The organism is Periweissella fabaria (genome assembly GCF_918814575.1).
GTDB classification, from domain to species: Bacteria; Bacillota; Bacilli; order Lactobacillales; family Lactobacillaceae; genus Periweissella; species Periweissella fabaria.
In genome coordinates this window covers 246,647-268,674 of the sequence record NZ_CAKKNS010000001.1, presented here as the reverse complement: position 1 = coordinate 268,674, position 22,028 = coordinate 246,647, and the positions used below count along the sequence as shown (strand labels likewise).

25 protein-coding genes are annotated in these 22,028 nt (G+C 37.0%); 2 read left to right on the top strand and 23 right to left on the bottom strand.

Annotated elements, in window-relative coordinates; all coding sequences use genetic code 11:
• Positions 1-9: 9 nt before the first annotated feature.
• The gene (locus LQZ75_RS01380; RefSeq protein ID WP_230096051.1) at positions 10-186 is read right to left on the bottom strand and encodes a hypothetical protein; all 177 of its coding nucleotides are present in this window, start codon (positions 184-186) and stop codon (positions 10-12) included.
• On the bottom strand, positions 179-1,375 hold the full coding sequence (gene trpB, locus LQZ75_RS01375) for a tryptophan synthase subunit beta (RefSeq protein WP_230096050.1): 1,197 nt from the start codon (positions 1,373-1,375) through the stop codon (positions 179-181). Before trpB ends, LQZ75_RS01380 begins: the two co-directional genes overlap by 8 nt.
• Positions 1,376-2,078: 703 nt before the next feature.
• Between trpB and LQZ75_RS01370 the strand changes: the two genes are divergently transcribed.
• Positions 2,079-2,432 (top strand): YgdI/YgdR family lipoprotein, encoded by a 354-nt coding sequence (locus LQZ75_RS01370; protein ID WP_230096049.1) that lies wholly within the window; start codon positions 2,079-2,081, stop codon positions 2,430-2,432.
• 92 nt (positions 2,433-2,524) lie between these two features.
• Here the strand turns inward: LQZ75_RS01370 and LQZ75_RS01365 are convergent, their stop codons facing one another.
• Positions 2,525-3,073, bottom strand: coding sequence for a ribulose-phosphate 3-epimerase (locus LQZ75_RS01365; protein ID WP_230096048.1), 549 nt, complete (start codon positions 3,071-3,073; stop codon positions 2,525-2,527).
• A gap of 418 nt (positions 3,074-3,491) precedes the next feature.
• Here LQZ75_RS01365 and LQZ75_RS01360 point away from each other — a divergent pair, with 418 nt between their 5' ends.
• On the top strand, positions 3,492-3,740 hold the full coding sequence (locus tag LQZ75_RS01360; protein WP_230096047.1) for a GlsB/YeaQ/YmgE family stress response membrane protein: 249 nt from the start codon (positions 3,492-3,494) through the stop codon (positions 3,738-3,740).
• A gap of 231 nt (positions 3,741-3,971) precedes the next feature.
• Here the strand turns inward: LQZ75_RS01360 and LQZ75_RS01355 are convergent, their stop codons facing one another.
• The 20 genes from LQZ75_RS01355 to LQZ75_RS01270 all read right to left on the bottom strand — a co-directional run bounded on the left by LQZ75_RS01355 (position 3,972) and on the right by LQZ75_RS01270 (position 21,867).
• Positions 3,972-4,940, bottom strand: a complete 969-nt coding sequence (locus LQZ75_RS01355) for a Gfo/Idh/MocA family protein (protein WP_168721310.1) — start codon at positions 4,938-4,940, stop codon at positions 3,972-3,974.
• 87 nt (positions 4,941-5,027) lie between these two features.
• Positions 5,028-5,492, bottom strand: a complete 465-nt coding sequence (locus LQZ75_RS01350) for a DUF1440 domain-containing protein (protein WP_230096046.1) — start codon at positions 5,490-5,492, stop codon at positions 5,028-5,030.
• 1,342 nt (positions 5,493-6,834) lie between these two features.
• On the bottom strand, positions 6,835-7,056 hold the full coding sequence (locus LQZ75_RS01345; protein WP_284707483.1) for a glutaredoxin domain-containing protein: 222 nt from the start codon (positions 7,054-7,056) through the stop codon (positions 6,835-6,837).
• Positions 7,049-8,014 carry a GH25 family lysozyme gene (locus tag LQZ75_RS01340; protein WP_230096044.1) on the bottom strand — a complete coding sequence of 322 codons (966 nt, stop codon included), beginning with the start codon at positions 8,012-8,014 and terminating at the stop codon, positions 7,049-7,051. The genes LQZ75_RS01345 and LQZ75_RS01340 overlap by 8 nt, the downstream gene beginning before the upstream one ends.
• 3 nt (positions 8,015-8,017) lie before the next feature.
• Entirely contained in the window at positions 8,018-8,527 is a 510-nt protein-coding gene (locus tag LQZ75_RS01335) for a phage holin, LLH family (protein ID WP_230096043.1), read from the bottom strand.
• Positions 8,528-8,600: 73 nt separating this feature from the next.
• Positions 8,601-8,735 carry a hypothetical protein gene (locus LQZ75_RS09745; RefSeq protein ID WP_284707331.1) on the bottom strand — a complete coding sequence of 45 codons (135 nt, stop codon included), beginning with the start codon at positions 8,733-8,735 and terminating at the stop codon, positions 8,601-8,603.
• A gap of 177 nt (positions 8,736-8,912) precedes the next feature.
• The gene (locus LQZ75_RS01330) at positions 8,913-9,167 is read right to left on the bottom strand and encodes a hypothetical protein (protein WP_230096042.1); all 255 of its coding nucleotides are present in this window, start codon (positions 9,165-9,167) and stop codon (positions 8,913-8,915) included.
• A gap of 3 nt (positions 9,168-9,170) precedes the next feature.
• On the bottom strand, positions 9,171-9,305 hold the full coding sequence (locus tag LQZ75_RS09740; protein WP_284707294.1) for a hypothetical protein: 135 nt from the start codon (positions 9,303-9,305) through the stop codon (positions 9,171-9,173).
• A complete protein-coding gene (locus LQZ75_RS01325; protein WP_230096041.1) occupies positions 9,286-13,731 on the bottom strand; it encodes a phage tail protein in 4,446 nt (1,481 codons plus the stop codon). Before LQZ75_RS01325 ends, LQZ75_RS09740 begins: the two co-directional genes overlap by 20 nt.
• A complete protein-coding gene (locus LQZ75_RS01320) occupies positions 13,728-14,555 on the bottom strand; it encodes a phage tail domain-containing protein (RefSeq protein WP_230096040.1) in 828 nt (275 codons plus the stop codon). Before LQZ75_RS01320 ends, LQZ75_RS01325 begins: the two co-directional genes overlap by 4 nt.
• The gene (locus LQZ75_RS01315; RefSeq protein WP_230096039.1) at positions 14,555-17,614 is read right to left on the bottom strand and encodes a tape measure protein; all 3,060 of its coding nucleotides are present in this window, start codon (positions 17,612-17,614) and stop codon (positions 14,555-14,557) included. The genes LQZ75_RS01320 and LQZ75_RS01315 overlap by 1 nt, the downstream gene beginning before the upstream one ends.
• Positions 17,601-17,855: a hypothetical protein gene (locus tag LQZ75_RS01310; RefSeq protein WP_230096038.1), complete on the bottom strand. Its 255-nt coding sequence runs from the start codon at positions 17,853-17,855 to the stop codon at positions 17,601-17,603. The genes LQZ75_RS01315 and LQZ75_RS01310 overlap by 14 nt, the downstream gene beginning before the upstream one ends.
• 74 nt (positions 17,856-17,929) lie before the next feature.
• Positions 17,930-18,379 (bottom strand): tail assembly chaperone, encoded by a 450-nt coding sequence (locus tag LQZ75_RS01305; RefSeq protein ID WP_230096037.1) that lies wholly within the window; start codon positions 18,377-18,379, stop codon positions 17,930-17,932.
• A 44-nt stretch (positions 18,380-18,423) separates the two neighbouring features.
• Entirely contained in the window at positions 18,424-19,020 is a 597-nt protein-coding gene (locus LQZ75_RS01300) for a phage major tail protein, TP901-1 family (RefSeq protein WP_230096036.1), read from the bottom strand.
• Positions 19,021-19,032: 12 nt separating this feature from the next.
• Positions 19,033-19,401, bottom strand: a complete 369-nt coding sequence (locus tag LQZ75_RS01295) for a hypothetical protein (RefSeq protein ID WP_230096035.1) — start codon at positions 19,399-19,401, stop codon at positions 19,033-19,035.
• The gene (locus LQZ75_RS01290) at positions 19,398-19,754 is read right to left on the bottom strand and encodes an HK97-gp10 family putative phage morphogenesis protein (RefSeq protein ID WP_230096034.1); all 357 of its coding nucleotides are present in this window, start codon (positions 19,752-19,754) and stop codon (positions 19,398-19,400) included. The genes LQZ75_RS01295 and LQZ75_RS01290 overlap by 4 nt, the downstream gene beginning before the upstream one ends.
• A 1-nt stretch (position 19,755) precedes the next feature.
• Positions 19,756-20,043, bottom strand: coding sequence for a hypothetical protein (locus tag LQZ75_RS01285; protein ID WP_230096033.1), 288 nt, complete (start codon positions 20,041-20,043; stop codon positions 19,756-19,758).
• Entirely contained in the window at positions 20,043-20,384 is a 342-nt protein-coding gene (locus LQZ75_RS01280) for a phage head-tail connector protein (protein WP_168721294.1), read from the bottom strand. Before LQZ75_RS01280 ends, LQZ75_RS01285 begins: the two co-directional genes overlap by 1 nt.
• A 59-nt stretch (positions 20,385-20,443) precedes the next feature.
• Positions 20,444-21,334: a hypothetical protein gene (locus LQZ75_RS01275; protein WP_230096032.1), complete on the bottom strand. Its 891-nt coding sequence runs from the start codon at positions 21,332-21,334 to the stop codon at positions 20,444-20,446.
• Between the two features lie 14 nt (positions 21,335-21,348).
• Positions 21,349-21,867 (bottom strand): DUF4355 domain-containing protein, encoded by a 519-nt coding sequence (locus LQZ75_RS01270; protein WP_230096031.1) that lies wholly within the window; start codon positions 21,865-21,867, stop codon positions 21,349-21,351.
• Positions 21,868-22,028 lie beyond the last annotated feature (161 nt).

Below are 22,028 nucleotides of genomic sequence, written 5' to 3'. Positions count from 1 at the left end.
TGCTTGGGCCTAACCAACAATCTCAGGAATAGATTCGTTTTTAACTGCTAAGCCCATTAAATAAGCAGCAATTTCAATATCTGATGCTTGGCCAGCCATAATTTCATTCATCACGTCCTCAGCTTGGCTTGTTGTTAAATTTTGACGTAAAGATAAGGTTTTTAATGCATCTTGAATTTTACTCATGTAAGTCAACTCCTTTATAACGCGCAATTGCAGCGACATCTTTATCTCCCCGACCACTTAGTGTCACCATAATTTGTTGGTCAGGCCGCATTGTTGGTGCTAATTTCATTGCGTAAGCGACAGCATGCGAACTTTCAATTGCGGCAATTATTCCCTCTTGTTTTGCAATATAATCAAAAGCGGCAACCGCTTCATCATCAGTGATTGGCACATATTGTGCTCGTTTAATATCCCGTAAGTAGGCATGTTCTGGACCAATCCCCGGATAATCAAGTCCGGCTGAGATACTGTAAACTGGGTCAATTTGACCATCACTAGATTGTAAGAATTGCGATTTCATCCCATGGAAGATACCGACACTCCCACGTGTCATCGTAGCGGCCGTTTGGTTCGTATCAACCCCTTTACCAGCGGCTTCAACACCAATTAATTGCACGGCGGCATCATCGATAAAGTTGGCAAATGAACCAATCGCATTTGACCCACCCCCAACACATGCTAAGACGGCATCGGGTAAGCGCCCCGTTTGGTACAAGAATTGTTCGCGGGCTTCTTGGCTAATAACTGACTGGAAATATTTAACCATTTCCGGGAATGGATATGGTCCAACGGCTGAACCCAAAACGTAAAAGGTATCGTCAATGCGTTTAGTCCAATCTTGAAATGTTGCATTGACCGCATCTTTTAATACTTGGGTACCAGTAGTGACGGCATTAACCTTGGCACCCAACATTTTCATCCGATAAACATTTAACGCTTGGCGGTCAGTATCTTCTTTACCCATAAAAATTTCACATTCTAAACCAAATAAAGCAGCAGCAGTTGCGGTGGCGACCCCATGTTGACCAGCCCCAGTTTCAGCAATTAAACGTTTTTTACCCATTTTTTTAGCAACTAACGCTTGCCCTAAAACATTATTAATTTTGTGGGCTCCGGTATGATTTAGATCCTCACGCTTTAAATAAATTTGTGCTCCCCCTAAGTCAGCAGACATATTCTTGGCATGGTACAGTAACGATGGCCGATTGGCATAATTGATAAATAAGTCTTTGAGTTCCGCTTGAAAGGCGGGATCTTCACGATAATGGTGAAAAGCCGTGGCAACTTCATTCACTGCTGGCATCAATAATTCGGGAATAAACTGGCCACCGTATTGGCCAAAGTAACGTGGATCGTTTGTCATAATCATTTCCTCGTGGATTCTTAATGTGGTTTTGTACGCAAAAAAACCGCCCAGAAATTTGCATACACAAAAATCAGGACGGTTTCCCGCGGTGCCACCTGTTTTCAGTTACCCTTCGATAACTACTCTCCACAGTCTGCTAACACAGACCTGACAACTGACGCGTGTCGTACGTTCTGACTTACTCGCTAGGCTTTCAGCAGACCCTCAATGGTCCATTTGCCAATCTGCGTTCGGCCCGGCTCTCAGTACCCCGGACTCCCTGTGCGTGCACAATTGGTTTGATCTCCATCTCATCGGTTTAATTTGGACGATTTAAATTAACCACATTCTAATCAGCAGTTAATTAATTGTCAACAACTTTTAATTAAAAAGTTTCGGTAGCGGATAAACTTTGGCAGAAACCACGGCAAAATTAATTATCCAAAACACTTATAATATCTGTCTTTGTTCCATACAAGTATCATTACGTTTTGGATTGAGGAAAATTGTTAATAAAAAATAAATCTTCCAACTCACCCCCTGCTGACGGGGTTTTGACTTTGAGGTCTTTGTACTGTGAGTACTATTACAATTAGAATATTTTATCAGTAGTTTTTTACTATCAATCAATAATATTTATCAGGCATATCACTGACGGTTATTACTGAACTTAGGTTATACTTAGCGTAGAAAGTATTAGCAGTTTAGGTTTGTCAGGGGGACGCGCATGCTAAAAAAATTACTATTGATACCACTGGCCGCTACTAGTGGCTTATTATTAGCGGGATGTGGTTCCTCCACCCTTGATGGGTCCTATAAAGGTCACTTAAATCTAATTGGTACCCGCTCAACTGAAACCTTGGAATTCAACGGCCATCACGTTACTGCCTTACAAAATGGGGCCAAAACTGGTGAAACGGGTACATATGTTTTGAACGGCAAACAGGTTAAATTAAACATTGATAATGCGCATATGACCTTTAACGTCACTAACCATGGTAATGATCTAGTGGTGACTGATGCAGATGGCATTAAAGCCCTTGCCCATGGGACCCCGTATCTCAAAATTGCGGGCCAATGATGTTGATATTTGACTCTAACGCACACAAAAAAGCAGCTACACCGGGATGGGTGGCTGCTTTTTTTTTGGTTAATTATAGTCTAGCTTTAACTTTAGTTATTGCCGTTAATTAACATTTGCGTTCCATTAACATTCTCTGTTAACGTTTTACCCGGATGATACACGGAACTTGTTCCGCCGATAAAGTAACGAGCCCCGGCAACTTTGCACTTGGGAATTGTAGCGGCCCCCATACTACCATCGACTTCGATTGGGATATTTAAATCGCGTTCATGCAACAGCATACTCAACTTGGCAATTTTGCCATACATGGCCGGGATAAAGGCTTGCCCTGCAAAACCAGGATTGACGGTCATAATAACGATATAATCAACTACATCATAGACGTAATCAAGGACTTCTAGTGGCGTAGCTGGATTTAAAGCCACACCAGCTTTCATCCCGGCTGCTTGAATGCTCGCTAAAGTACCTTGCAAGTTCGTCGTTGCTTCAGCATGAATTGTTAGCCGATCAGCACCCGTTTGCCGGAAAAGATTAATAAAGTGCTCGGGTTGTTCAATCATTAAATGAACTTCAATTGGTTTGGTCGTGATTTCACGGGTGCGTTTAATAAAATCTGGTCCTAAAGTGAAGTTCGGCACAAATTTTCAAACGAGAATTAATCATGTATAAATGGCTATATATAGGCATTTTGAAAAATAAAAACTAATATAAAAGTATTCGTTTTAGTCCCCATGTCCCCAAATTTTCCCCAAAAACAAAAAGTAATACACAACAAAAAAGACCTAACAAATTAAGTTAGGTCTTTTTCTCATGTCTAACTCCGCTTAGGATGTTATCATTTTAACTTATTTTAGATATCTAGTCAAATTTATATACATAAACTCTATAATAAACATATCTTGATTATCACTGATTTACAGATCATAAAATATAAAGAACACAAAATAAAATGCAGCAGCAAATAATCTAAACATTTGAAACTTATTAGTTTAAAGTTTAGAATATAATATGTTAATAACTAATTATTAACATATTATATTCTAAGGGAGATTTTTTATGCATATTTTATGGGTTTTAATTATTGGTGCAGTTATTGGAGCTATTGCCGGTGCTATTACTAGCAAAGGCACATCAATGGGCTGGATTGCTAATATTGTCGCAGGTCTTGTTGGTTCATACGTTGGCCAAGCTATTCTTGGTAACTGGGGGCCTCATTTAGCAGATATGGCTTTGATTCCATCAATTATCGGTGCAGTTATTGTTGTTGTTGTTGTTTCATTTTTTGTTAGTCGTTTCAACAATTAAGGTAAGGATTTTTATGTTTAATTATATTAAAAGCTATCTTTAAATTAGTTGCTGCTTTAACTTTAGTTATCTCTGGAATTTTTATAGGTGGTACAATTTTCACAGCCAAAAAATTGATGATGCTGGAGATAAATTACAAGAAACAATACATGACTAACAGTTATAATTGTTTCTAAATAATATATAAAAAGGAAGTAAACACAATATGTTTACTTCCTTTTTATATATTACTTATTTTGAGATTTGCTTAGACCAATCTTTTTTCATCTCTTCAAATATTTTAAAAACATCATCTGTGATCTGTTTATAAATATTTAATTTACTTGGTTGCTTTACAACTTCCTCAAAATCTAAAATTTCATAAAATAAAGCATCTTCTGTTTTACCTAACTTCAATTCTTCTGTTTTACCAGTTTCTGTATGATACCATACACCTGAATCTGCACGAGGATAGTCATGAATTCTAAAATAACCTTTAGTTCCTGAAATGGTTAAGGCTTTAGGTTGCTTAGCTTGTAATGAAACAGAGACAGTAGCCATTTCACCATTTGAATTATGTAAAATAGTTACAGATTGTTCATCAACAGTTGTTGGTGCAAAGTCTACAAACGAATGTATATCATCAGGATACTTATTCATAAAGTACATTGCACCAGTAACACCATATACCCCCATATCAAGTAATACTCCACCACCTAAATCAGGATTGAAGAACCTATTTTTTTCATCATATGGTTTAAAACTACCATGCGTTACAGAGATGTTCTTTATATCTCCCAACTTACCTTGAGAAATCATCTTCTTCAATTCTTTCATTAAAGGCATATGAACTATAGTCATTGCTTCCATTAAAATTAAATTTTTTTCAGATGCTAATGTTTCTAGGATATCCAAATCAGTTTTATTTAATGTTATTGCTTTTTCCATAAAAACATGTTTTCCATTAATTAAAGCCTGTTTAGCGATATCAAAGTGTGTATTATGTGGTGTTGCAATATATACAGCATCTACATTTTTATCTAAAAAAACATCTTCTAAATCATTGAATCTTTTATCTATGAGATATTTATTTGCAAAGTCTTCTACCTTTTCTTTATTTCTACTAAAAACACCGTAAATATTGGCATGATTTTTATTAAATACAGTTGCCATTTCATTAGCTATAGCGCCTGTTCCAATGATTGTCCAGTTTAAAGCCATAATAACTCCCCCATATATTTAATTAATACATAAAAATTATATTATTAAACAACTTAGAAATTCAAACATTTTGCTTGAAATTAAAAATTATTTAAGCATTACATATACATAACATATATTTATAATATAACCCCAAAATACATGTCCTAAAAATTCAGAAAAATGTTCCTCAAATGGTTGTTTACTGATACTAGGTACAGTGTGCGTAATTGGCATAATAATCAAATGAAATAATACCCAAATGAATATTCCATAAATTGTCCCCTGCCAAATACCAATAACAGGAAATAAAGTAATAAGCCAAACGTACAATAAACTAAAAGTTATAGAAAATCCAAAATGCATAATTAATGATACATATTGTACTTTTTCACCAGAATACTCATAATATTTGTGTGTAAATTCTTTTGAAAGTCCCACCTGTTGTAACATACGTTGAGGTGGATTTGTCTCGTTTCTAGCTTCATTCCTAGGTGGCAAAAGAATCTCCCATCCTAATTTAAAAAATCCTGATACTACACCAGCTAATAATCCGGCTAAAATAATAAGCATTACATGCTACTCCTTTGTTATTTATTTAGTACAATCATATTATAATATGGTTGTACTTATACTTAAAAATATTTGTGTCCAAATAAAAAACCTAGCAAGGAATTTGCTAGGTTTTTTATTATTTTAATTTATAAAATTAAAATATCTGAGAGTGCTAAAAGAACAAATTAATCATAACTCAATTATTATATAATTACAAGTGTTCTAGTTTTAAATAGACAAAAAAATCCTTAAACAATTAAAGTCAAGGATTTTTCTGATATCTGTTATCGTCAAAGTATTTTCAGAGACCAAGTAAGTATAAATTATTTTAAATACTTGGTCAAGTTATCTAGTATTCAAATTTGCCACTAAGGATATGACTTACTCACAACAAAAAAATCCCCAACCAATTAAAGCTAAGGACTTTTCTGTTATGTGGTTTAAAATTAGTATCAAGCATTAAAAAAATGAAAAAAGGTACATTTGGACATTTTTAATAATAAAACTATAAAAATTTAATTGCAAGTATTTAGTTTACACTCAAAAAATATCAACCATTAACGGAAGAAACTTCTCTGATAATTAATTCGTATATTTTTATATAAAATAAAGGTACAAATTGGATGTCATTAGGATATAAACTATTATAATTTAAATTGCGAGAATCTAAATACCGAAAAAGCCCCCTGTCCAGTTAAGGTCAGGGGGCTTTTTCGGTATTTAATTTATTCAATTTAATAAGCTCTAAAGGATTATTTATATAATACTTAAATTAGAATAATATTGCAAGTATTTAATTCAAAAAAATAAAAGACCTAACTAATTAAGGCTAGATCTTTTACTAAGTATAAGTAGTTACACTTCAAAAATAGGATAACTTAAAAATAAAACTAGATAAAATAAATATCAAGTAGCCTTACCATAATTTTAATAACTTTAATTAATAATATAGCTTCGGATAAAATTAAAGTGATTTTTGCATTATAAGTTTTTAATTTTGAGAAGTAAACAAATAAAAAAGACCTAACCAATTAAGCCTAGGCCTTTTCTAGTTTAGATTAGTCACTAGCATTTACACCAATAGAGAATATCTTAATATTAAAACTATTATAGTAATATTGCAATTGTTTAGTTTGATAACAAAAAAATCCCAACCATTTACATGGAAGGGACTTCTCTGACAAATTAATTCATATATATGTGTGACAAAAAAGGTACAAATTGGATATTATTAATAATACACTATTATAGCTAAATTGCAATAATTTAAACAAACAAAAAAGACCTAACCAATTAAGGCTAGGTCTTTTCTGGCTATATTATTATTCTTAACTATTCGAGAGAATGCAGTTAGTATAGCTCATTTTAAATATTTTGACAAATAATCTGGTCTGAACCCTTGCCATGAATTATTAGCCGTCACCACGACTGGCAATCCTGAATATCCTTGTAACTTAAGGTCATTAAGCAATTCAGTTCTTTCAGTTGTATTTAATTCTTCATAACCAAAGCCGTGTTCAGTAAGCCAACGTTCAGTCATTTTGCAAGCGGGACAGCCAACTTTTGTATATACATTAATCAATAATAATATGCCCCCGATTCAAATTAGATTGAATTTGCTTAACAGTCGCTTGTCCTGCATATCCATCAGGATAAACATGTAAACGTGCTTGAAGTGCTGAAATTGTAGCTGGTCCAAAGTAACCGTCAGCTTGAACACCTAATACTTGTTGTAAATTGTAAATCATTTGTGATCCACCACTTGCTACCTGAATGTTCATAAAGTTAGGTGCAAATTGAGCTGAATACTTAGATTGCCCACTAATTACACCATCTTGCGTTGTACCTAATACACGTTGCATCGCTTTAATCGTTGCTTGTCCTGCATAACCATCAACAGTAATGACATCAGGCTTATTCATATAACCGTTCATTGTGATACCTGTTAAATCAACGTTACCGTCAAGGCCACCTAACACGTATGTGCTAGTGAATTGCCACATACCAATCCCTGCCATGCTAGGGAAGTAATCAAATAATGGTTCACTACGAACTTGGTAATCTGGATAAGCTGCTAACCACAAATGACTAGGGTATTTACTCAAGAAACGAGCAACATCAACGTGGGCATAGATGTATGGTTTACCAGTGTATAACATTGGCGTGTAGCCAGCTTGTGCAATGCGATCCATCGCATAAAGAATGGCATTCGTATTATCAGTTATATTTCCACTAGCACCCTGTTCGTAATCAATGGCTACGATTGAGCCTTTAGGCGTTTTAATTCGTGGCAAGAAATAATCCAACACCAGCTTGGCTTTGTTAGCATCACCACCCACTTCAAACCAAATATAGGTATGAAGTCGTAAGTCAGCCATTGCTGTTAGTTGAGTTGGATAGGTCGCTTGGTTATAGATACCAGTAGATGGACTATAACCCCCAATTTGTAGAATAGCGAATCCATCACGGCCGTAGCCACGTTTACCATTGGGACCTTGCCAACGAGCTTGGTCAGTGCCATATGCTTTAATTTGTGCCATTTTTTAGTCCTCCTTAACTGGAGCAAGCGCATTAATTGCGTCAATCGCTTGTTGCTTTTCATCAATTTTAGCTAGGATATTAGCTGATTGTTCTTTTAAAGTTGCCAATTCTTGAGCGGCTGAATTAGCTACTTGTGCTTGATTTTCAGCAACTGCCACTTCAGCTTGTTTAGCATACACGGTATGAAGTTGGTCAACTTGTTGGCTGTATGCACGTTCAATTTCATTGGCGATTAATGTTTCATCGGCTGACTTCAAACCAGCTTTAGCAAGTTGAGTTTGAACCTCATTAATGGCAGCTTGATGTTTTTGCCGAGAAGTTAAATTATTGAGAATGCCTGACTTCTCAACCGAAACAACTGCTGCATTGGCTAAAGTCGCTAATGTGGCAATTATTTTTTGTTGGCTTGAAGTTGTTGCATACTCTTTTAATTTGGCAGTTACAAACCCACCTAAGGCCGTGATAATGATTGTACCGATTGCTTCAATTAATTGTGTGATTGATTGTTCCATGTTATTTGTCCTCCAATTTGTTAAGTCTTTCTTCGTGTACAGCGATTGTTGTTTTAAGTTCAGTAGTATCACTTTAAAGCTCATCAACTCTAGTAGTTACGCTTCCTAGCACGTCAATTCGGCTAGTTAATCGTTCTAATCGATCCGTAAGTTTATCCACTTTAGACATAATGCGTTCAGTCACTTGGTCAATTACTGCATTGAACATGTCGTTAAAACTCGCTTTAAATAAAAATCGCCACAAGGCATACAACCCCGCGACGACTCCAAAAATTAATCCAATATCCGTTATAGTTCTCTCAAATATAGCCATACTTTAGCCTTTCTATATGTTTAATCGGGCATTTCACCCATTCGGCATTTAAGTATACTGACTAATCAATTATTAAGCTGGTTGTTGATCAGCTTGTGGTTGTGGTGCTAACATTGCGTCCACATTCGCTTTAAACTTAGCGATTGCAGCTTTTTCAACTTCTGGTTTAGTTGATGTTAATGAAATGCCTTCATCTTTACCTAATTCAATACTACTGTTGACCGTTTCAGGATATTTACCACCTGAAACCGTGCATAACATGCTTTGTAATTCAAGTGTACCGTCTGCTGTAAATACTGGTGTGATTTGGTTAATTGTTACGTTCATTTTTTAATCCTCTTTGCTTTCTTTTTGTAATTCTGTGATTTGTTTTTTCAATTCTGCAATTTCCGCTTTAGCTAGTTCCTCATTTACTTGAGACTGTGCTAATCGAATAGCTAACCCACTAATTACTTCTTCGTTCATTTTTCAATTCCTCTATTTCTTGTTTTAAATTTTTAATAACAGGTATCAAAGCAACCGCTAACCGGTCATATTTAATACCTTCAATTTCACCAGTTGGGTCACGCACTACTAGCCAATCCAATCCAGCATCTGCTAAATCTTCCGCAATCATTCCAAACTCAACTCGTGGTCTTTGTTCCTCGTTTTCTTCTTTAAACCGGCGAATGGTTGCTTTATCGAACCATGTTGCCATCGGTACATTAAGAAGCTTGTCCCCTAAGTGTGAACTATCTGAACGATGAATTGACGTTTTATATTTTGTGGCTGATGTTGTCCGAACTAGAGCTCCCGTATATGTTACGGCCAAATTAGCTGGTGTAGAATTAGTTTGATTATACGCTGACGGGATTTGTACATATTCGCCATTTAAAGTGATGCGGGTGCCGCTATATGCTGATCCGGTACCTTGCGAACTACTTGAACCAACTATAATTGAAGGACTCGAAGTCATGATGCCTCCGTATTCTTTACCACCCGAAATAATGACACCCCGAGAAGCCCCACCAATCTTAGTTGGTTTCCAATCATCGCCATCTCTCCCACCTGCTATGCCGACGAAAGTTTCTTGACCTAAGTTAACATCGAAAATGTTGCTAGAATTATCATTTGTTGTTACAACAATGTATTGGCTACCCTTCAGCTGAGCACCTTGATATGTTAATCCTGAACCATTATTAGTTAAACTGAAATATGGATTATTACTCGTGTCAAAAATATTAGGCTGCGTGAGATACAAACCACCATCTCGCAACGTTGCACGGGCTGCATAATTTTTGACAGATATATAGCCCTCATCAATGTTGATATCAACATTTTCCGAATTTGATTTAATCCGTCCCCTTGCAAAATTAACCGAACCGGTTGTTAAATCAATTTTCAGACTAACACCGTTTATTGCCCCGGCAGTAATGTTTCCTGCATCAATATTAGCTACTCTTACTTTTGAAGCATCAAGTGTTCCAGTTGTGAAATTAGATGCATTAAGATTTTTAAAATTACCACCTTTTGCGTAAAAGTCACCAGTTACATTTGTATCACCGTCAAGAGTTAATAATTTACCTTTAATCTGTGCACCACTATTATCAAGGTTTATGAAGCTGATGACCTTCTTATTATTATCTTGAATAGCTTGGTTGAATGAGTTAGCGGTTTGGCTCATAAGAGAGCTTCCACCGTCAACACCTTTCATCAAGCTGGTTTTAAGTAATGCACTTATGAACTCACTTGATAAATTGCCGCTTGCATCTTTAACAAAGTTTGTAATTGAGTCCGTTTTAACTTGGATTGAGGCTAATGCACTGGCTGTATCTTCTGGGGCATAACTGTGCGGTGTGGCTGTTGCTCCTAATTCAATTTTGATGTTGTCTACTGTTTTCCAGCCAATGCTTGGTTTGTCATGTTGAAAACCAAAACGTAACTTGCTGATTGTAATGTCAGTAGGTAATGTTTGACTGAAACTAACGCGTTTCCATGACATCTGATTACTCATATCATGAACAGTATGAGCCATCATTTCATGTGGATTCCCTTTTTCATCAAACCAGTAATCACTTGCTCGTGGGGCGTCACCAGCTACTGCATAATCATAGCTAATCGTGAACCGTTGACCAGCTTTTATTGTGATGGGATTATCCAAAATCCAAAACCATACTTGCTCCGGCATTGTTTTGTTATCCGACATTACCACTGCATACTTACCCGATGGTTGTGGATAGTGGCTAGCAGTCGCTTCAGTGCTGTCATATAGAGTACCTAAGCCATGAGCTTTACCTGATTCAAAACCTGAATCTAACAATAAATTACGATTTTCATAACTTAAATTATCAACCTTACCAACTGTTAAATCAAAGCCGTTAGCACGCTGTTGTAATGTTGATACATCGCCCTTTGTACTTTGGATAGTTGCACTATTTTCGTCAGCCTTAGCGCTTAAAGCGTTCAAACCCTTTTGTGGGTCATTAATTAAAGCTGACGCCCCATTAGCAGTAGTTTCAACTGTGGTCATTCTACCATTAAGGCCTTGCACTTGAGTTTTAGCACCATCAGCGGTTTGTTGCGCTGTGGTAATACGTCCATCTTGAGTTGAAACAGTTTGGTCGATTCGATTAGCTTGTACGTGAATACTTGCTAAATCAGTTATCGTGTCTTCGGGTGCTGGACTCCAATCCGTTGAAATGTCTCCACTCTCTATCTTAGGCATTTTAATGTAAACATCTAGTGGACTATTAGTCGTATCAAAATAGATAGTGACACCACTACCAGTTTTAGGCGCTGTTCCCACTACAGATATACGAGACCAATCAGATGATAACGAACCCGAAACTTTATAATCGGAAGCTCCTTCAATACCCCACGAACCTTTATAAAAGGTACCAGTGCCTTTTATATCGAACGATATAGCATATTTACTGCCTCCATTTATCCCCGCAGGAAAAGTATAAATACCACACGCAGTGCCTGAATTTGCTGGAGACGTTAAGTGAAGCATAGTTATGTTATTATCGAAACTCTGCTTTGTGATATTGATAGAACCGTTCGTTCCATAACTAAAACCAAACGATGCAGAATTTAGAAGTAGATTCCTAGCTCCTACCTTAAGGTTATTAACCTTAGCTACTGTTAAATCAAAACTGTTAGCACGTCCTTGTAACGTTGCAATGTTACCTTTGGCGTCATTTAAACCAGCTGTTAAAGTATTAGCAGTTTGCGACAACTTGGACACATCGCCTTGTGTATTAACCAAGCTAGCTGATAATTTATCGCTATTTAAGTTAATAGCTGCGATTGATTTACCTTGAGTTACTAATTGCGCATTTAGTTGACCGTTAGCAGTGTCCACGTAGGACACCGAAGCCTTATCGTTTAACTTGGCATTTAAATCAATCTTGGTTGCTACTAAATCATCAGCTGTATTATCTAAGTCTTTCTTGGTTTGTACTAAATCAGTATTAGCTTGATTGGCTGTATCTTGTGCATTATTTGCTAAATCTTTAGCATTATTAATCCCACTTGATAAGTCTATCTGCGCTTTAGTTAGTGCGTCATTAGCATTCTGTGAAGCCTGCGAAATGTCAGCTTCAACCTTAGACTTAACACTATCAGTGTATGTCTTGGCTTGATTAACTGCGTTATTAACACCTTCTGCAATTTGCTGACCCATTTCAGGGTCAATACGCTTATCCCAGAAAAAACTACCGTCTGGGCGTTTGGTATAAATGTATAACACTAATCCATCGCCACTTTGTACCCAACCTTGGTCGCCCTCATTAGAATTTTGGGGTAACTCATCAACGGAGTTAACACGATATGAAGTATTCTTACCATCAGCCGTAACTTGAGCTGATATCGCAGCTTGATTAGCTTGGTCAGCTGAATTGATAGCATTGTTAATGCGTGATGAGATTGAAGCGTTAGCCTCTTGATAGTGTTGGACTGAACTAATGTTACCTGCTGTAACCGCATAACTAATCCGTGTACCATCTGCTGAAAACTCATCATCAACACTAATAATACGTATCTTCTGCTTGAAATTAATCTTTTCATCAACCGCAGTTATCCAATCACCAACTTTGGCCATATTGTAAGGATAACCAGACTTGTTTAAGTCGTATAACGATAAACTAATTGATACTGGTAAACTATCATCAACCTTAGCTTTTAATGCGTCCCATAAGTTTTCAGGAACAGTATAACGTTCGTCATCAATCGGTTCAGCGTCAAGTCGTCCATAAATTTTTAACAGTGGGTTTTCATCGTACACCACATGCAAACGTGGACTATTTTCATCATCAGGATTAGTATGAGCACCCCAACCTTCCGCATAAGTCACAAGTCCTGATATATCATTTTGAATTGCCATATCTGATAAGTTAAAACCGTGGCGAACAATCGTTGATAAATCAGTCCCTATTTTCTGATAGATTGATACAAGCGTTCCATTAACTTCAAACTCTGCACCAATTGCCGTGATAATGTCATTAAACATGGACATCTTGCTTGTCATACCGAAACTATCTTTGCTGATTGCGTTTGGCTTAAAATTCAAAGCATATTTATACCCAGTTCCATCAAAAATGTTACCTAAGTAAGTATCAATGGTATTGCTACCGTTAAACTTGCGATAGAACATTTTCTTCGAGAAATCCCAGAAGAACTTATGAATCGCATCAAATGAAATCGTATTATCAGAGTCGTGGTGTTCAAAATAAGTAATTACATAAGGTTCACTATCAAACTCTAAGCCCCAGCCTGTATCAAGATTATTGAGTACATCATCACCACTGTAAATCGTTCCAGATAATGACTTTTCCCCATTCACCGAGTGCTTACGACTAATACTAGCAACTGCCAAGTGAGTATTATTATTAATGTCTTTAAACTTAATCATAAATAAAGCTCCTTGTAATCATTGATAGTAATAGTTGCGTCAATTGAACATTGAACGGGTATTTGCCCTGTTTGTGTGGGCTCGAGTACAAAGTATTCAACGTTCGTATAGTCGTTGATTGATATTAAATTCTTGGTATTGTACATGCCACCGAGTACAAATACGTCACCATCCGCTACCGCACCGCTATATGTCCATGTCCGTGAGCCAATGGTTAAACTGATACCACTAGCTGTTTGATTGGAGGTTAACTGTACATAAAAAGGCACCTCAAGTTGAGATGCCTTAGCAGTTCCTGCGTATGGTATTGAATTAGTGACAGTTAATGTCTTATCGATTGATTGTCCAAATGGCAAACCTGCCGTAATGAATGTAATTTCTAATTTATAAATTTGCTGACCGTTTATATTCCCCACAAAGTTAGGTTCAATCACATCATCAACAGTCACATAAAAACATTTAAAACTAGCAACTTCATTAGTTTGACCTATTACATTCCCGGACGTTTGCCCCGGACGTTCAAAACTATATTGCCCATTATCAGAGTACATTGGTGTGATGTAGTAAGGATCTATACCACCTAATACCTGGTATAACCAATTACGCTTTACCTCATAATCAGATTGATTACTAGCAACTAAATACCCTGAAAATTTAAGCTTTTTATCTCCATAATCGCCACCAAAATTAACCTTTCCATTCCGTCCTTTAAACGACAATGTGTTTGGCGTAATACTTGGTGACGATTCGTCAAAGTTAGTTGTAACAATGTTCCTGCTACTCAACTTAATGCTTCCTAAATTATTAGTGATTAGTAGGTCCATTAGATACCTCCTCCCATGATTAAATTATTGATATTTTGTCGGCGTGAATTGTTACTGTTTACTGTCGTTGTAATTTTGTCACCTACAAGTTCGTTGTGTACATAGAATGTAGGTACTTGAGCACTTTGTTCCGCAACTTCATCACTAAGAGCATTTAATCCACCATTAATTTGACCAGCTACACCCACACTACTTGCAGTTAATTGAGCATTAGCTTCGTATTCTTGATGTCCAAATTGATCTGCAATTTGACCAGCGTATGATGAAACTGAACGTTTAACATCTTCGAAGTTGTTATTCAAGGAACCGCCAAAACCTTCCATAATCGCTTTACCAGCTGGAATCAATAAGCGCCGGTCATAACTGATTGGGCCTTTATTCGCTCTCACCCAAGGAGCTATACCACTAAAAAATTTTTGAATACCACCCCATACTGCTTTAAGCCCATTAAAGAATGAGTTCATAATCGCTTTACCAGCACCTAATAAATCGAAATGCATAGCAGTGTGAATAGCCTTTTTAACTCCATTCCACAAATTTGATACAAATCCTATCAACCCATTCCATGCATTCTTTAAACCATTAAACGAAGCACTTGCTGCATTTGAAATACCAGCTTTAATTCCAGTCCATAAACCAGAAATAGTATTTTTAACGCCAGTCCATAAACCAGAAATCCACCCTGGTATACTATTCCAAATATTTTTAATTCCAGTCCATAAACCGGTAGCGAATGTTGTTGCTCCATTTATGAATCCGTTCCAAATTCCAGTTACGGCACTAACTATCGAGTTCCAAATAAATACAGTTGTTGCACTTATAGTATTCCAAATATTAGTTATTGCATTTTTTATCAAATTAAATATTTTTGTAGCTACATCTACTATATTTTGCCAAATAGTACTTATATTTGTAACAATATCATTCCATATGTTTTGAGCATCTGTTCCTAATTGCTTAAAATCACCAGTGATTAAATCCAACACTAATAGGACCGGCCCCATAATTGCATCTTTTATAAGGCCCCAAACACCAGTTGCAATGCCAACAATTCCATTCCAAATTCCACTAAGATTAGTGACGATATTATTCCATGTATCAGAAAAGAATGTACCTACTGGTGCTAAAGTAGCCGTGATAGAATTCCAAATACTTGTAAAGAAATCACCTATACCATTCCAAAGATTTGTTACAAAATTTTTAGCGGTGTTCCAAGTATCTTGGATAAATTGACCAGCTGAAGATACACCTGATGTTATACCTGTCCAAATGCCGCTAAAGAAACTAACCATACCTGACCATGCACTTTGAATCCAAGATGTGAACGCTTGCCATGCTGCTTGTCCAGACTTAGTTTGAGTAATCCATAAAGTAATACCAGCAATTAATGCCACTATTGCCACACCAATAATTACGAATGGATTAAGAGACATAATTAAATTAAATGCAGCTTGAACCCCAGTAGCTATACGTACTGCTGTACTATATACCGTAAATCCGATTTGAATTGCTTTTAGAACTCCTAACACAGTTCCAAATACAACTGCCATACCTGCTATACCAATTACTATTGTAGAGATAACATTTGATACCCCAGACATAGATAAAAAAGCGGTAACTAAATTAGCAACAAAAGATATAACATTTCCAATCACAACAGCAACACTTCCGATTACAGTTCCTATAGTTTGCCAAATCGATACAGATGATCCTGCACTTGAAAACGAGCCAATAACATTACCGACAACCGAGATGATTAATTTAATTACAGTTACAACTACGTTAAATACTGCAACCAAGTTATTCCATGCGCTTTGAACTGCTCCAGTATTGACAAACCCTGTAATAACATCAGCAACTGCATTTCGCAAAATTGTTAAAACATTAACCACTTGAGAGACGACTCCTGCAATTGAAGCAGCAATACTTGATAAGTTAACACCTGTACTAATTTCTTTGCCCATTCCTTGTAATTTTGACGTTAAAGGCGCAAAGGCTGCGATAGATCCAGTAATAAAATCACTAAAACTAACCTTAGCAAAACTTAATGCTGGTGCTAATACTGTATTAATAACATTTCCAATAGTGCTAAATATTCCGACAATAGCAGGCATAGCACCTTGAATCACCCCATTAATAGCAACGAACGAAGTTACAATAATCTGCTTAGCTTGATTAAATATACCTGCTATACCGTTGGTTATCCCTGCACTCTTTAAACCATTATCAATTGCAGTAATCGTATTAGCTAGTCCGTTTGTCACGGCGTTCTTCATGTTAGTAAATGACGTACCAATACCACCTGTTGCTGTACGAGCGGTATTAGCAAATCCATTCATACCACCATCTAACTCAACGAAACGTTTGTTTAATTGGTCCATGGTTATATCACCAGACTTTAACTTAGCATATAAATCCCGTTCTGCTGATTTACCAGTCAATCCAAATGATTTAGCAACCGTAGTCAACGCATACGGCATAGTTTCTTGTAACGTTTTCCAACTCTGTAAATCAACTGAGCCACTGGCTAACATCTGGCTGTATTGTTCTACCCCTCGACTAGCATCTCCCGCGCTTGCGCCTGATGCTAAGAATGCATCATTCAATGCGGTTGCCGTTTGAGCCCCTTTAGTTGCACTCTTTTCAAGAATCGCAAAACTTTGTGCGCTTTGGGTTAAGTCTTGCAAGGACGTTGGTAATCCATCAACACCTTTTTTCAAGATACCAACTGATTTATTCGTATCTTGCGTTGAATATCCCATTTGTTTCATAACTTTAGGATAGGCATTCAATGTATCAAATCGAGCCACTGCACTACCAACACTGTCTTTAAGTACACCAATTCCTTTTGAGACCAGAGTAACTGCACCAACACCAGCTGCAATCTGCCCCACTGTACTATTCATCAAGCTAAACTTACCAGTCGTTGAACTAGTCGCTGCTGCAGCGCCACCCATTGTTTTGCTAGTAGAGCTTGATACAGCCCGCATTGCTGATTGATAATCAGATATGTCTGCTCCAATGTGAGCCGTTACCGAACCACCATTATAACTCGCCATCTTCACTCCTTTCTCCACCAAATACGGAACGAACTTTGTTGTATAACTCAAGTCGTTGTTTGTTGGTAGCTTTTACTTTTTCAGGATTGTAAGCCTGTTCGAGAGCTTGCTCTTCCTTGCTTCTATCAAAGATATTCTTAAACTTAGGACGTTCTGCATTACTGAAATAACCAACACTAGCAGCAAGCACTGCTAATCGTTCACGTTCATCAATATGCCCCATTTGAATACCTTTAATCACCGCATCAAGCTCCCATTTATAAAGTGACATAGCCCATTCAAAATCAAAAATTCCGAATCGAGCGCATGACTCAATTAAAGATTGTCGTTGATTAATGTCACAATCCGTTGAACTGCCATAATTTGTTGTGTTGTTTCCTCTGTTTCGTCCTTCTTCTTGAGCATTTCTAACGCTTCTTCCAACCCCTTCTTTTGAGTTTGGATTGACTTGACGAAAAAACCACTATGCTTCAATTCATCCATTAGCTCTTGAAGAACATCATCAAGCTTTTCTCCTTCTTCAGTTAATTGATCAACTGCATTAAACATATCTTCATCAGTAACTTTGCTTACACTAGTAGCTACTTTGATTACATCAATAATGGCTAATGAGTCACCTAAAGCAAGACGTGTAAATAAATTAGTTGCCCCGTCACCCATGTTGTTGCCATTTTCATCGATAGTACTGAAATCTTTGTTAGCTTTAAATAATGCCTTGAAGTTAAATTTTAATTCGTAAATAGTTCCTTTAATTGTTACTTGCATGTTTTTATTCTCCTTTTATGTAAAGGGCCTATAAGCCCTTGTATTTACTTAGTTGCGTCATCTGTACCAAAGTTACCGCTAGATTGACCTGGACGTTCGAATTCATACATTTCTTCCAAGACTGCTAACTGGTCGTCTGTCAGTGGGAATGTACCTTCTTTCAATTTATCCAAGATGTTAAGCGTGTAATCAGCAGATACTAAATCGTCACCATCATCTAAATCCAAACTATCTACAACCCCATATCCAAACATTGCTGGGAATACTTGGTGTGTCTTTGCGGGGTCAGAATCATCCTTTTCTTGAGTTGCAAATCGTTTGTCAACAATCACACGCCATACTTTTACTTGATTACCGTTATGTTTTGCATCTTTAATAACATCAATTGCTAAATCACCGGGAACAACGTATGTTTTAAGCTTGATAGAGTCTTCATTAGTTGAAGGCATAACAATACGACCAAATTTAGTTTGTTCATCAATCGAATCCCCTTCAATGCTTGTTGAACCATCTGTTTGTAATGCTGGTAGTAAAGCTTTAGATCCTACCGGTGCTTGTGTAGATTGGATAAAATACCAAACTTTCTTACCAAGTAATGGATTACCTTTAGTTGCTGTTACACCGTTATCTACGTATGCCATTTTTATTTCTCCTTAAATGTATGCTGTAACTAAAAAGATAACGTGAAAAACATCTCTCCCGATTGAACTATCTACAATCGTTCTAGCTGTAACTCTCGTTATCTTGTCAGTTGAATTTTTAATTATATTTTTTGTTTGATAAATCTGGTCTTCAAGTGCCATTCTGTCATCAATCGGATAGTACATATCGATTTGTACTTCGGTTGTTGATACTTCATAACCTGACTTACCAGATGGACTATCATCTTCTGAGTGAGATCCGATTACTAATAACGGTTCTGGCACTTCGACACCAGGTAGCACCGTGTAAACCGGTATATCTCCATTTTTTAACGCCTTGTACAAATCAATCAATAAGTTACCAGTTGGTGAATGCATCATTTAAGTCCTCCATTCAGTAAATTTTGTAATTTCTTCATGAATAATGGCCCTTCTTGATCCACAGCCGGACGCATAAATGGATGTGCTGACATCTTACGTGTCCCATATTCTTGATAGATTGCATAATCTGCTGATGCAACTACTTCAGCACTCATCTCACCTGTTTTATTAACTGCAATATGTTGACGCAAATATCCTGTATCAACAGGCGCATTATCTGATGCACGTTTTTCAACTTGTAAAGCGTAATTCATAATGATTCCACTTGCTTCACGCTTAATTGCTGCTGGTTGGTTATTGAACTTCCGAATCAACTGGTCTGCACCCTCAAACTTAATGTTTACTTTGGCCATGCTACACCCCCTGAATTACAACTATCGTGTTCTTACGGGCTTTAATTACTACTTCTGGTTTACGTTCCACACCGTTATAAATAAGCCCTGAAATAGTTCCTAATCCGCCTTTAAGGTGAACTGCAAGTGCATTAGAGTTGTATTTACCAAATACACCAATGTTCATAGTTTGAGACACACCAGTAATACGACATTCAATCCAATCTGAGATTATCTTTTTAGTGACGGGTCCAAGTTCACCATCAACTGATTGAGTGGTTACTATCTTAATTCGATCGTTATATCTCATTAAATGAACCTCGCAGTCCCACGTCCACCTTTGCGCTGCCGATATTTATTTAAATAAACAGCAAAGTCTTGAACATCATCATCGGACCAAGTCGCCGAAACATCACTTTCACTTGATGACTTCTTGCCTTCATCACCAATACGATTAAAGCGGCGCACTGTTATCTCACGCAACAACCATGCTAAGTCCGTTGGAAATTTAACAGACGTGTTACCATCTTGGTTAATGTAACTAAGCAACCGTGCTTCATTATCTTCAAGCAGCAAATTAAGCAAATCATCTTGGTTGCTATCTTTAATTGAGAGCAACACTTTAACCTTAGTTAGATCATCAATTGTCATGCTACCTCCTTAATGGGCTTCTCACCCCATCCGAGCGATTAATCACTGTGTTTTTTTATTTACTTGCCGTCACTAGGTGCAGCTGGTGCCTTAATAGATGCAGAGATACCACCTTTTTGCTTATCCTTGATAAAGAAATCATGATAAAGGCGGTTTTGGTAAAGATAACCGTCACCTTGAGTATGTTGACCAGGTTCAAACAAGAAGATTGCATTTTCCTTAACGATTGGAATAACTGCTTGTTTGGCCACGAATACGAAGTTAATATCGTTAGCGTTTGCCTTAGGCTTAAATCCATTTGTGAAGTCATAATCTGTCTTAAAACGATCTGCGTCCCATACTTCAATCAATTGCACACCATCAAGCGATGTGATTCGTGACTCAAGGGCTGTCATTCCAACATTTTGGTTAGTGATTGAGCGAGTGAATTCCTTTGAACGTTCCAAAGCGTCCATTACTTCACTAGAAACGAAACCAACAATGTTTTGTGAACCATATTTACGAACTGGTAACAATGCAGCTTTCAATTGCGTATAAACATTATCAACTGTCAACGTTTCAGTAACAGTTGTACCGGCCCCTTTAACCATAGTTGCAAATCGGTATGCATCAATTTCAGGCTGCACATTATCTTCAATGAACACTTTTGAAATGTTACCAACTGCTAAATCTTGGTTAGTTTCGTCCACGTCTTGAGTATCAATATAGAACTCAACGTCCCGGTCTTGACCCATTGTGTAGACCTTTTTATCGTTAGTTGCAGTACCACTATTGAAACCTTTGTTTCGTGTATGTGGTTGTAATCCTGATGTTGAAATGGTCGTAAGTGTAAATGACTTACCACCATTTACCAACGTAACATCTGGAACTCCTAGCGCTCCTGTTAAAAGACCTTGATTAATCTTTTGATCAAACAAGCCTCCATCTTTAGTTACATAGTTAATTGCCATTCTTAATTCTCCTTTTATAATCCTAAGGCGGAACTCATATCTGATTTAGTATCAGTTTTTCCGCCTGCGCTTGGTGTTGAACCTTTTAAGCGTTCATTGACTGCCGCTTCAATCGACTTATCAAATTCTGCTTTAAGGCTAGTAATATTGTTCTTGGTTGTTTCTGCATCATCAGATAAAACCATATCAACAAACTTTTCAGGTAATCCTTGTTCTTCAAGTTGCGCCTTAGCTTCATACCGATATTCACGCATATTTAGCTCTTGTTCACGCTTGTTTAGTGCATCTAACTTAGCCTTATCTTCAGCCGCTTTACGTTCGGCAGCATTCATTTTAGCTAATTCTTCTGCCTTAGAAACCTTAGCTTGTGTTTCTGCTTCCCATTTTTCTTGCCATTTACCTTTAGCAGTCTCTAGTGCCTTAGAGGTACGTTTATCAACCAGTGAATCTAACTCTCTTTGAGTTAATGTCAAAGTTTCTGGTTCATCAACTTTTGGTTCTTCTTCTGGTGTTGGTGTTAAATCATCAGCCATTCTTAATCTCCTTTTAAGTCCATACATACTACTAAACATAACGTCCCATGCACGTTTCCCCACACACGACTATTTAGCAATCCATACACGCTTTGCCCAGTTTCATGACGTATGACAGGTCAAATTTTAGGTACAAAAAAAGACAGCTTCAAGGCTGCCTA

Coding starts and splice junctions, on each gene's coding strand:
- LQZ75_RS01380 (WP_230096051.1), bottom strand. CDS start 186: ATGAGTAAAATTCAAGATGCATTAAAAACCTTATCTTTACGTCAAAAT.
- trpB (WP_230096050.1), bottom strand. CDS start 1,375: ATGATTATGACAAACGATCCACGTTACTTTGGCCAATACGGTGGCCAG.
- LQZ75_RS01370 (WP_230096049.1), top strand. CDS start 2,079: ATGCTAAAAAAATTACTATTGATACCACTGGCCGCTACTAGTGGCTTA.
- LQZ75_RS01360 (WP_230096047.1), top strand. CDS start 3,492: ATGCATATTTTATGGGTTTTAATTATTGGTGCAGTTATTGGAGCTATT.
- LQZ75_RS01355 (WP_168721310.1), bottom strand. CDS start 4,940: ATGGCTTTAAACTGGACAATCATTGGAACAGGCGCTATAGCTAATGAA.
- LQZ75_RS01350 (WP_230096046.1), bottom strand. CDS start 5,492: ATGCTTATTATTTTAGCCGGATTATTAGCTGGTGTAGTATCAGGATTT.
- LQZ75_RS01340 (WP_230096044.1), bottom strand. CDS start 8,014: ATGGCACAAATTAAAGCATATGGCACTGACCAAGCTCGTTGGCAAGGT.
- LQZ75_RS01335 (WP_230096043.1), bottom strand. CDS start 8,527: ATGGAACAATCAATCACACAATTAATTGAAGCAATCGGTACAATCATT.
- LQZ75_RS09745 (WP_284707331.1), bottom strand. CDS start 8,735: ATGTTCAATGCAGTAATTGACCAAGTGACTGAACGCATTATGTCTAAA.
- LQZ75_RS01330 (WP_230096042.1), bottom strand. CDS start 9,167: ATGAACGTAACAATTAACCAAATCACACCAGTATTTACAGCAGACGGT.
- LQZ75_RS09740 (WP_284707294.1), bottom strand. CDS start 9,305: ATGAACGAAGAAGTAATTAGTGGGTTAGCTATTCGATTAGCACAGTCT.
- LQZ75_RS01325 (WP_230096041.1), bottom strand. CDS start 13,731: ATGATTAAGTTTAAAGACATTAATAATAATACTCACTTGGCAGTTGCT.
- LQZ75_RS01320 (WP_230096040.1), bottom strand. CDS start 14,555: ATGGACCTACTAATCACTAATAATTTAGGAAGCATTAAGTTGAGTAGC.
- LQZ75_RS01315 (WP_230096039.1), bottom strand. CDS start 17,614: ATGGCGAGTTATAATGGTGGTTCGGTAACGGCTCACATTGGAGCAGAC.
- LQZ75_RS01305 (WP_230096037.1), bottom strand. CDS start 18,379: ATGCAAGTAACAATTAAAGGAACTATTTACGAATTAAAATTTAACTTC.
- LQZ75_RS01300 (WP_230096036.1), bottom strand. CDS start 19,020: ATGGCATACGTAGATAACGGTGTAACAGCAACTAAAGGTAATCCATTA.
- LQZ75_RS01295 (WP_230096035.1), bottom strand. CDS start 19,401: ATGATGCATTCACCAACTGGTAACTTATTGATTGATTTGTACAAGGCG.
- LQZ75_RS01290 (WP_230096034.1), bottom strand. CDS start 19,754: ATGGCCAAAGTAAACATTAAGTTTGAGGGTGCAGACCAGTTGATTCGG.
- LQZ75_RS01285 (WP_230096033.1), bottom strand. CDS start 20,043: ATGAGATATAACGATCGAATTAAGATAGTAACCACTCAATCAGTTGAT.
- LQZ75_RS01280 (WP_168721294.1), bottom strand. CDS start 20,384: ATGACAATTGATGATCTAACTAAGGTTAAAGTGTTGCTCTCAATTAAA.
- LQZ75_RS01275 (WP_230096032.1), bottom strand. CDS start 21,334: ATGGCAATTAACTATGTAACTAAAGATGGAGGCTTGTTTGATCAAAAG.
- LQZ75_RS01270 (WP_230096031.1), bottom strand. CDS start 21,867: ATGGCTGATGATTTAACACCAACACCAGAAGAAGAACCAAAAGTTGAT.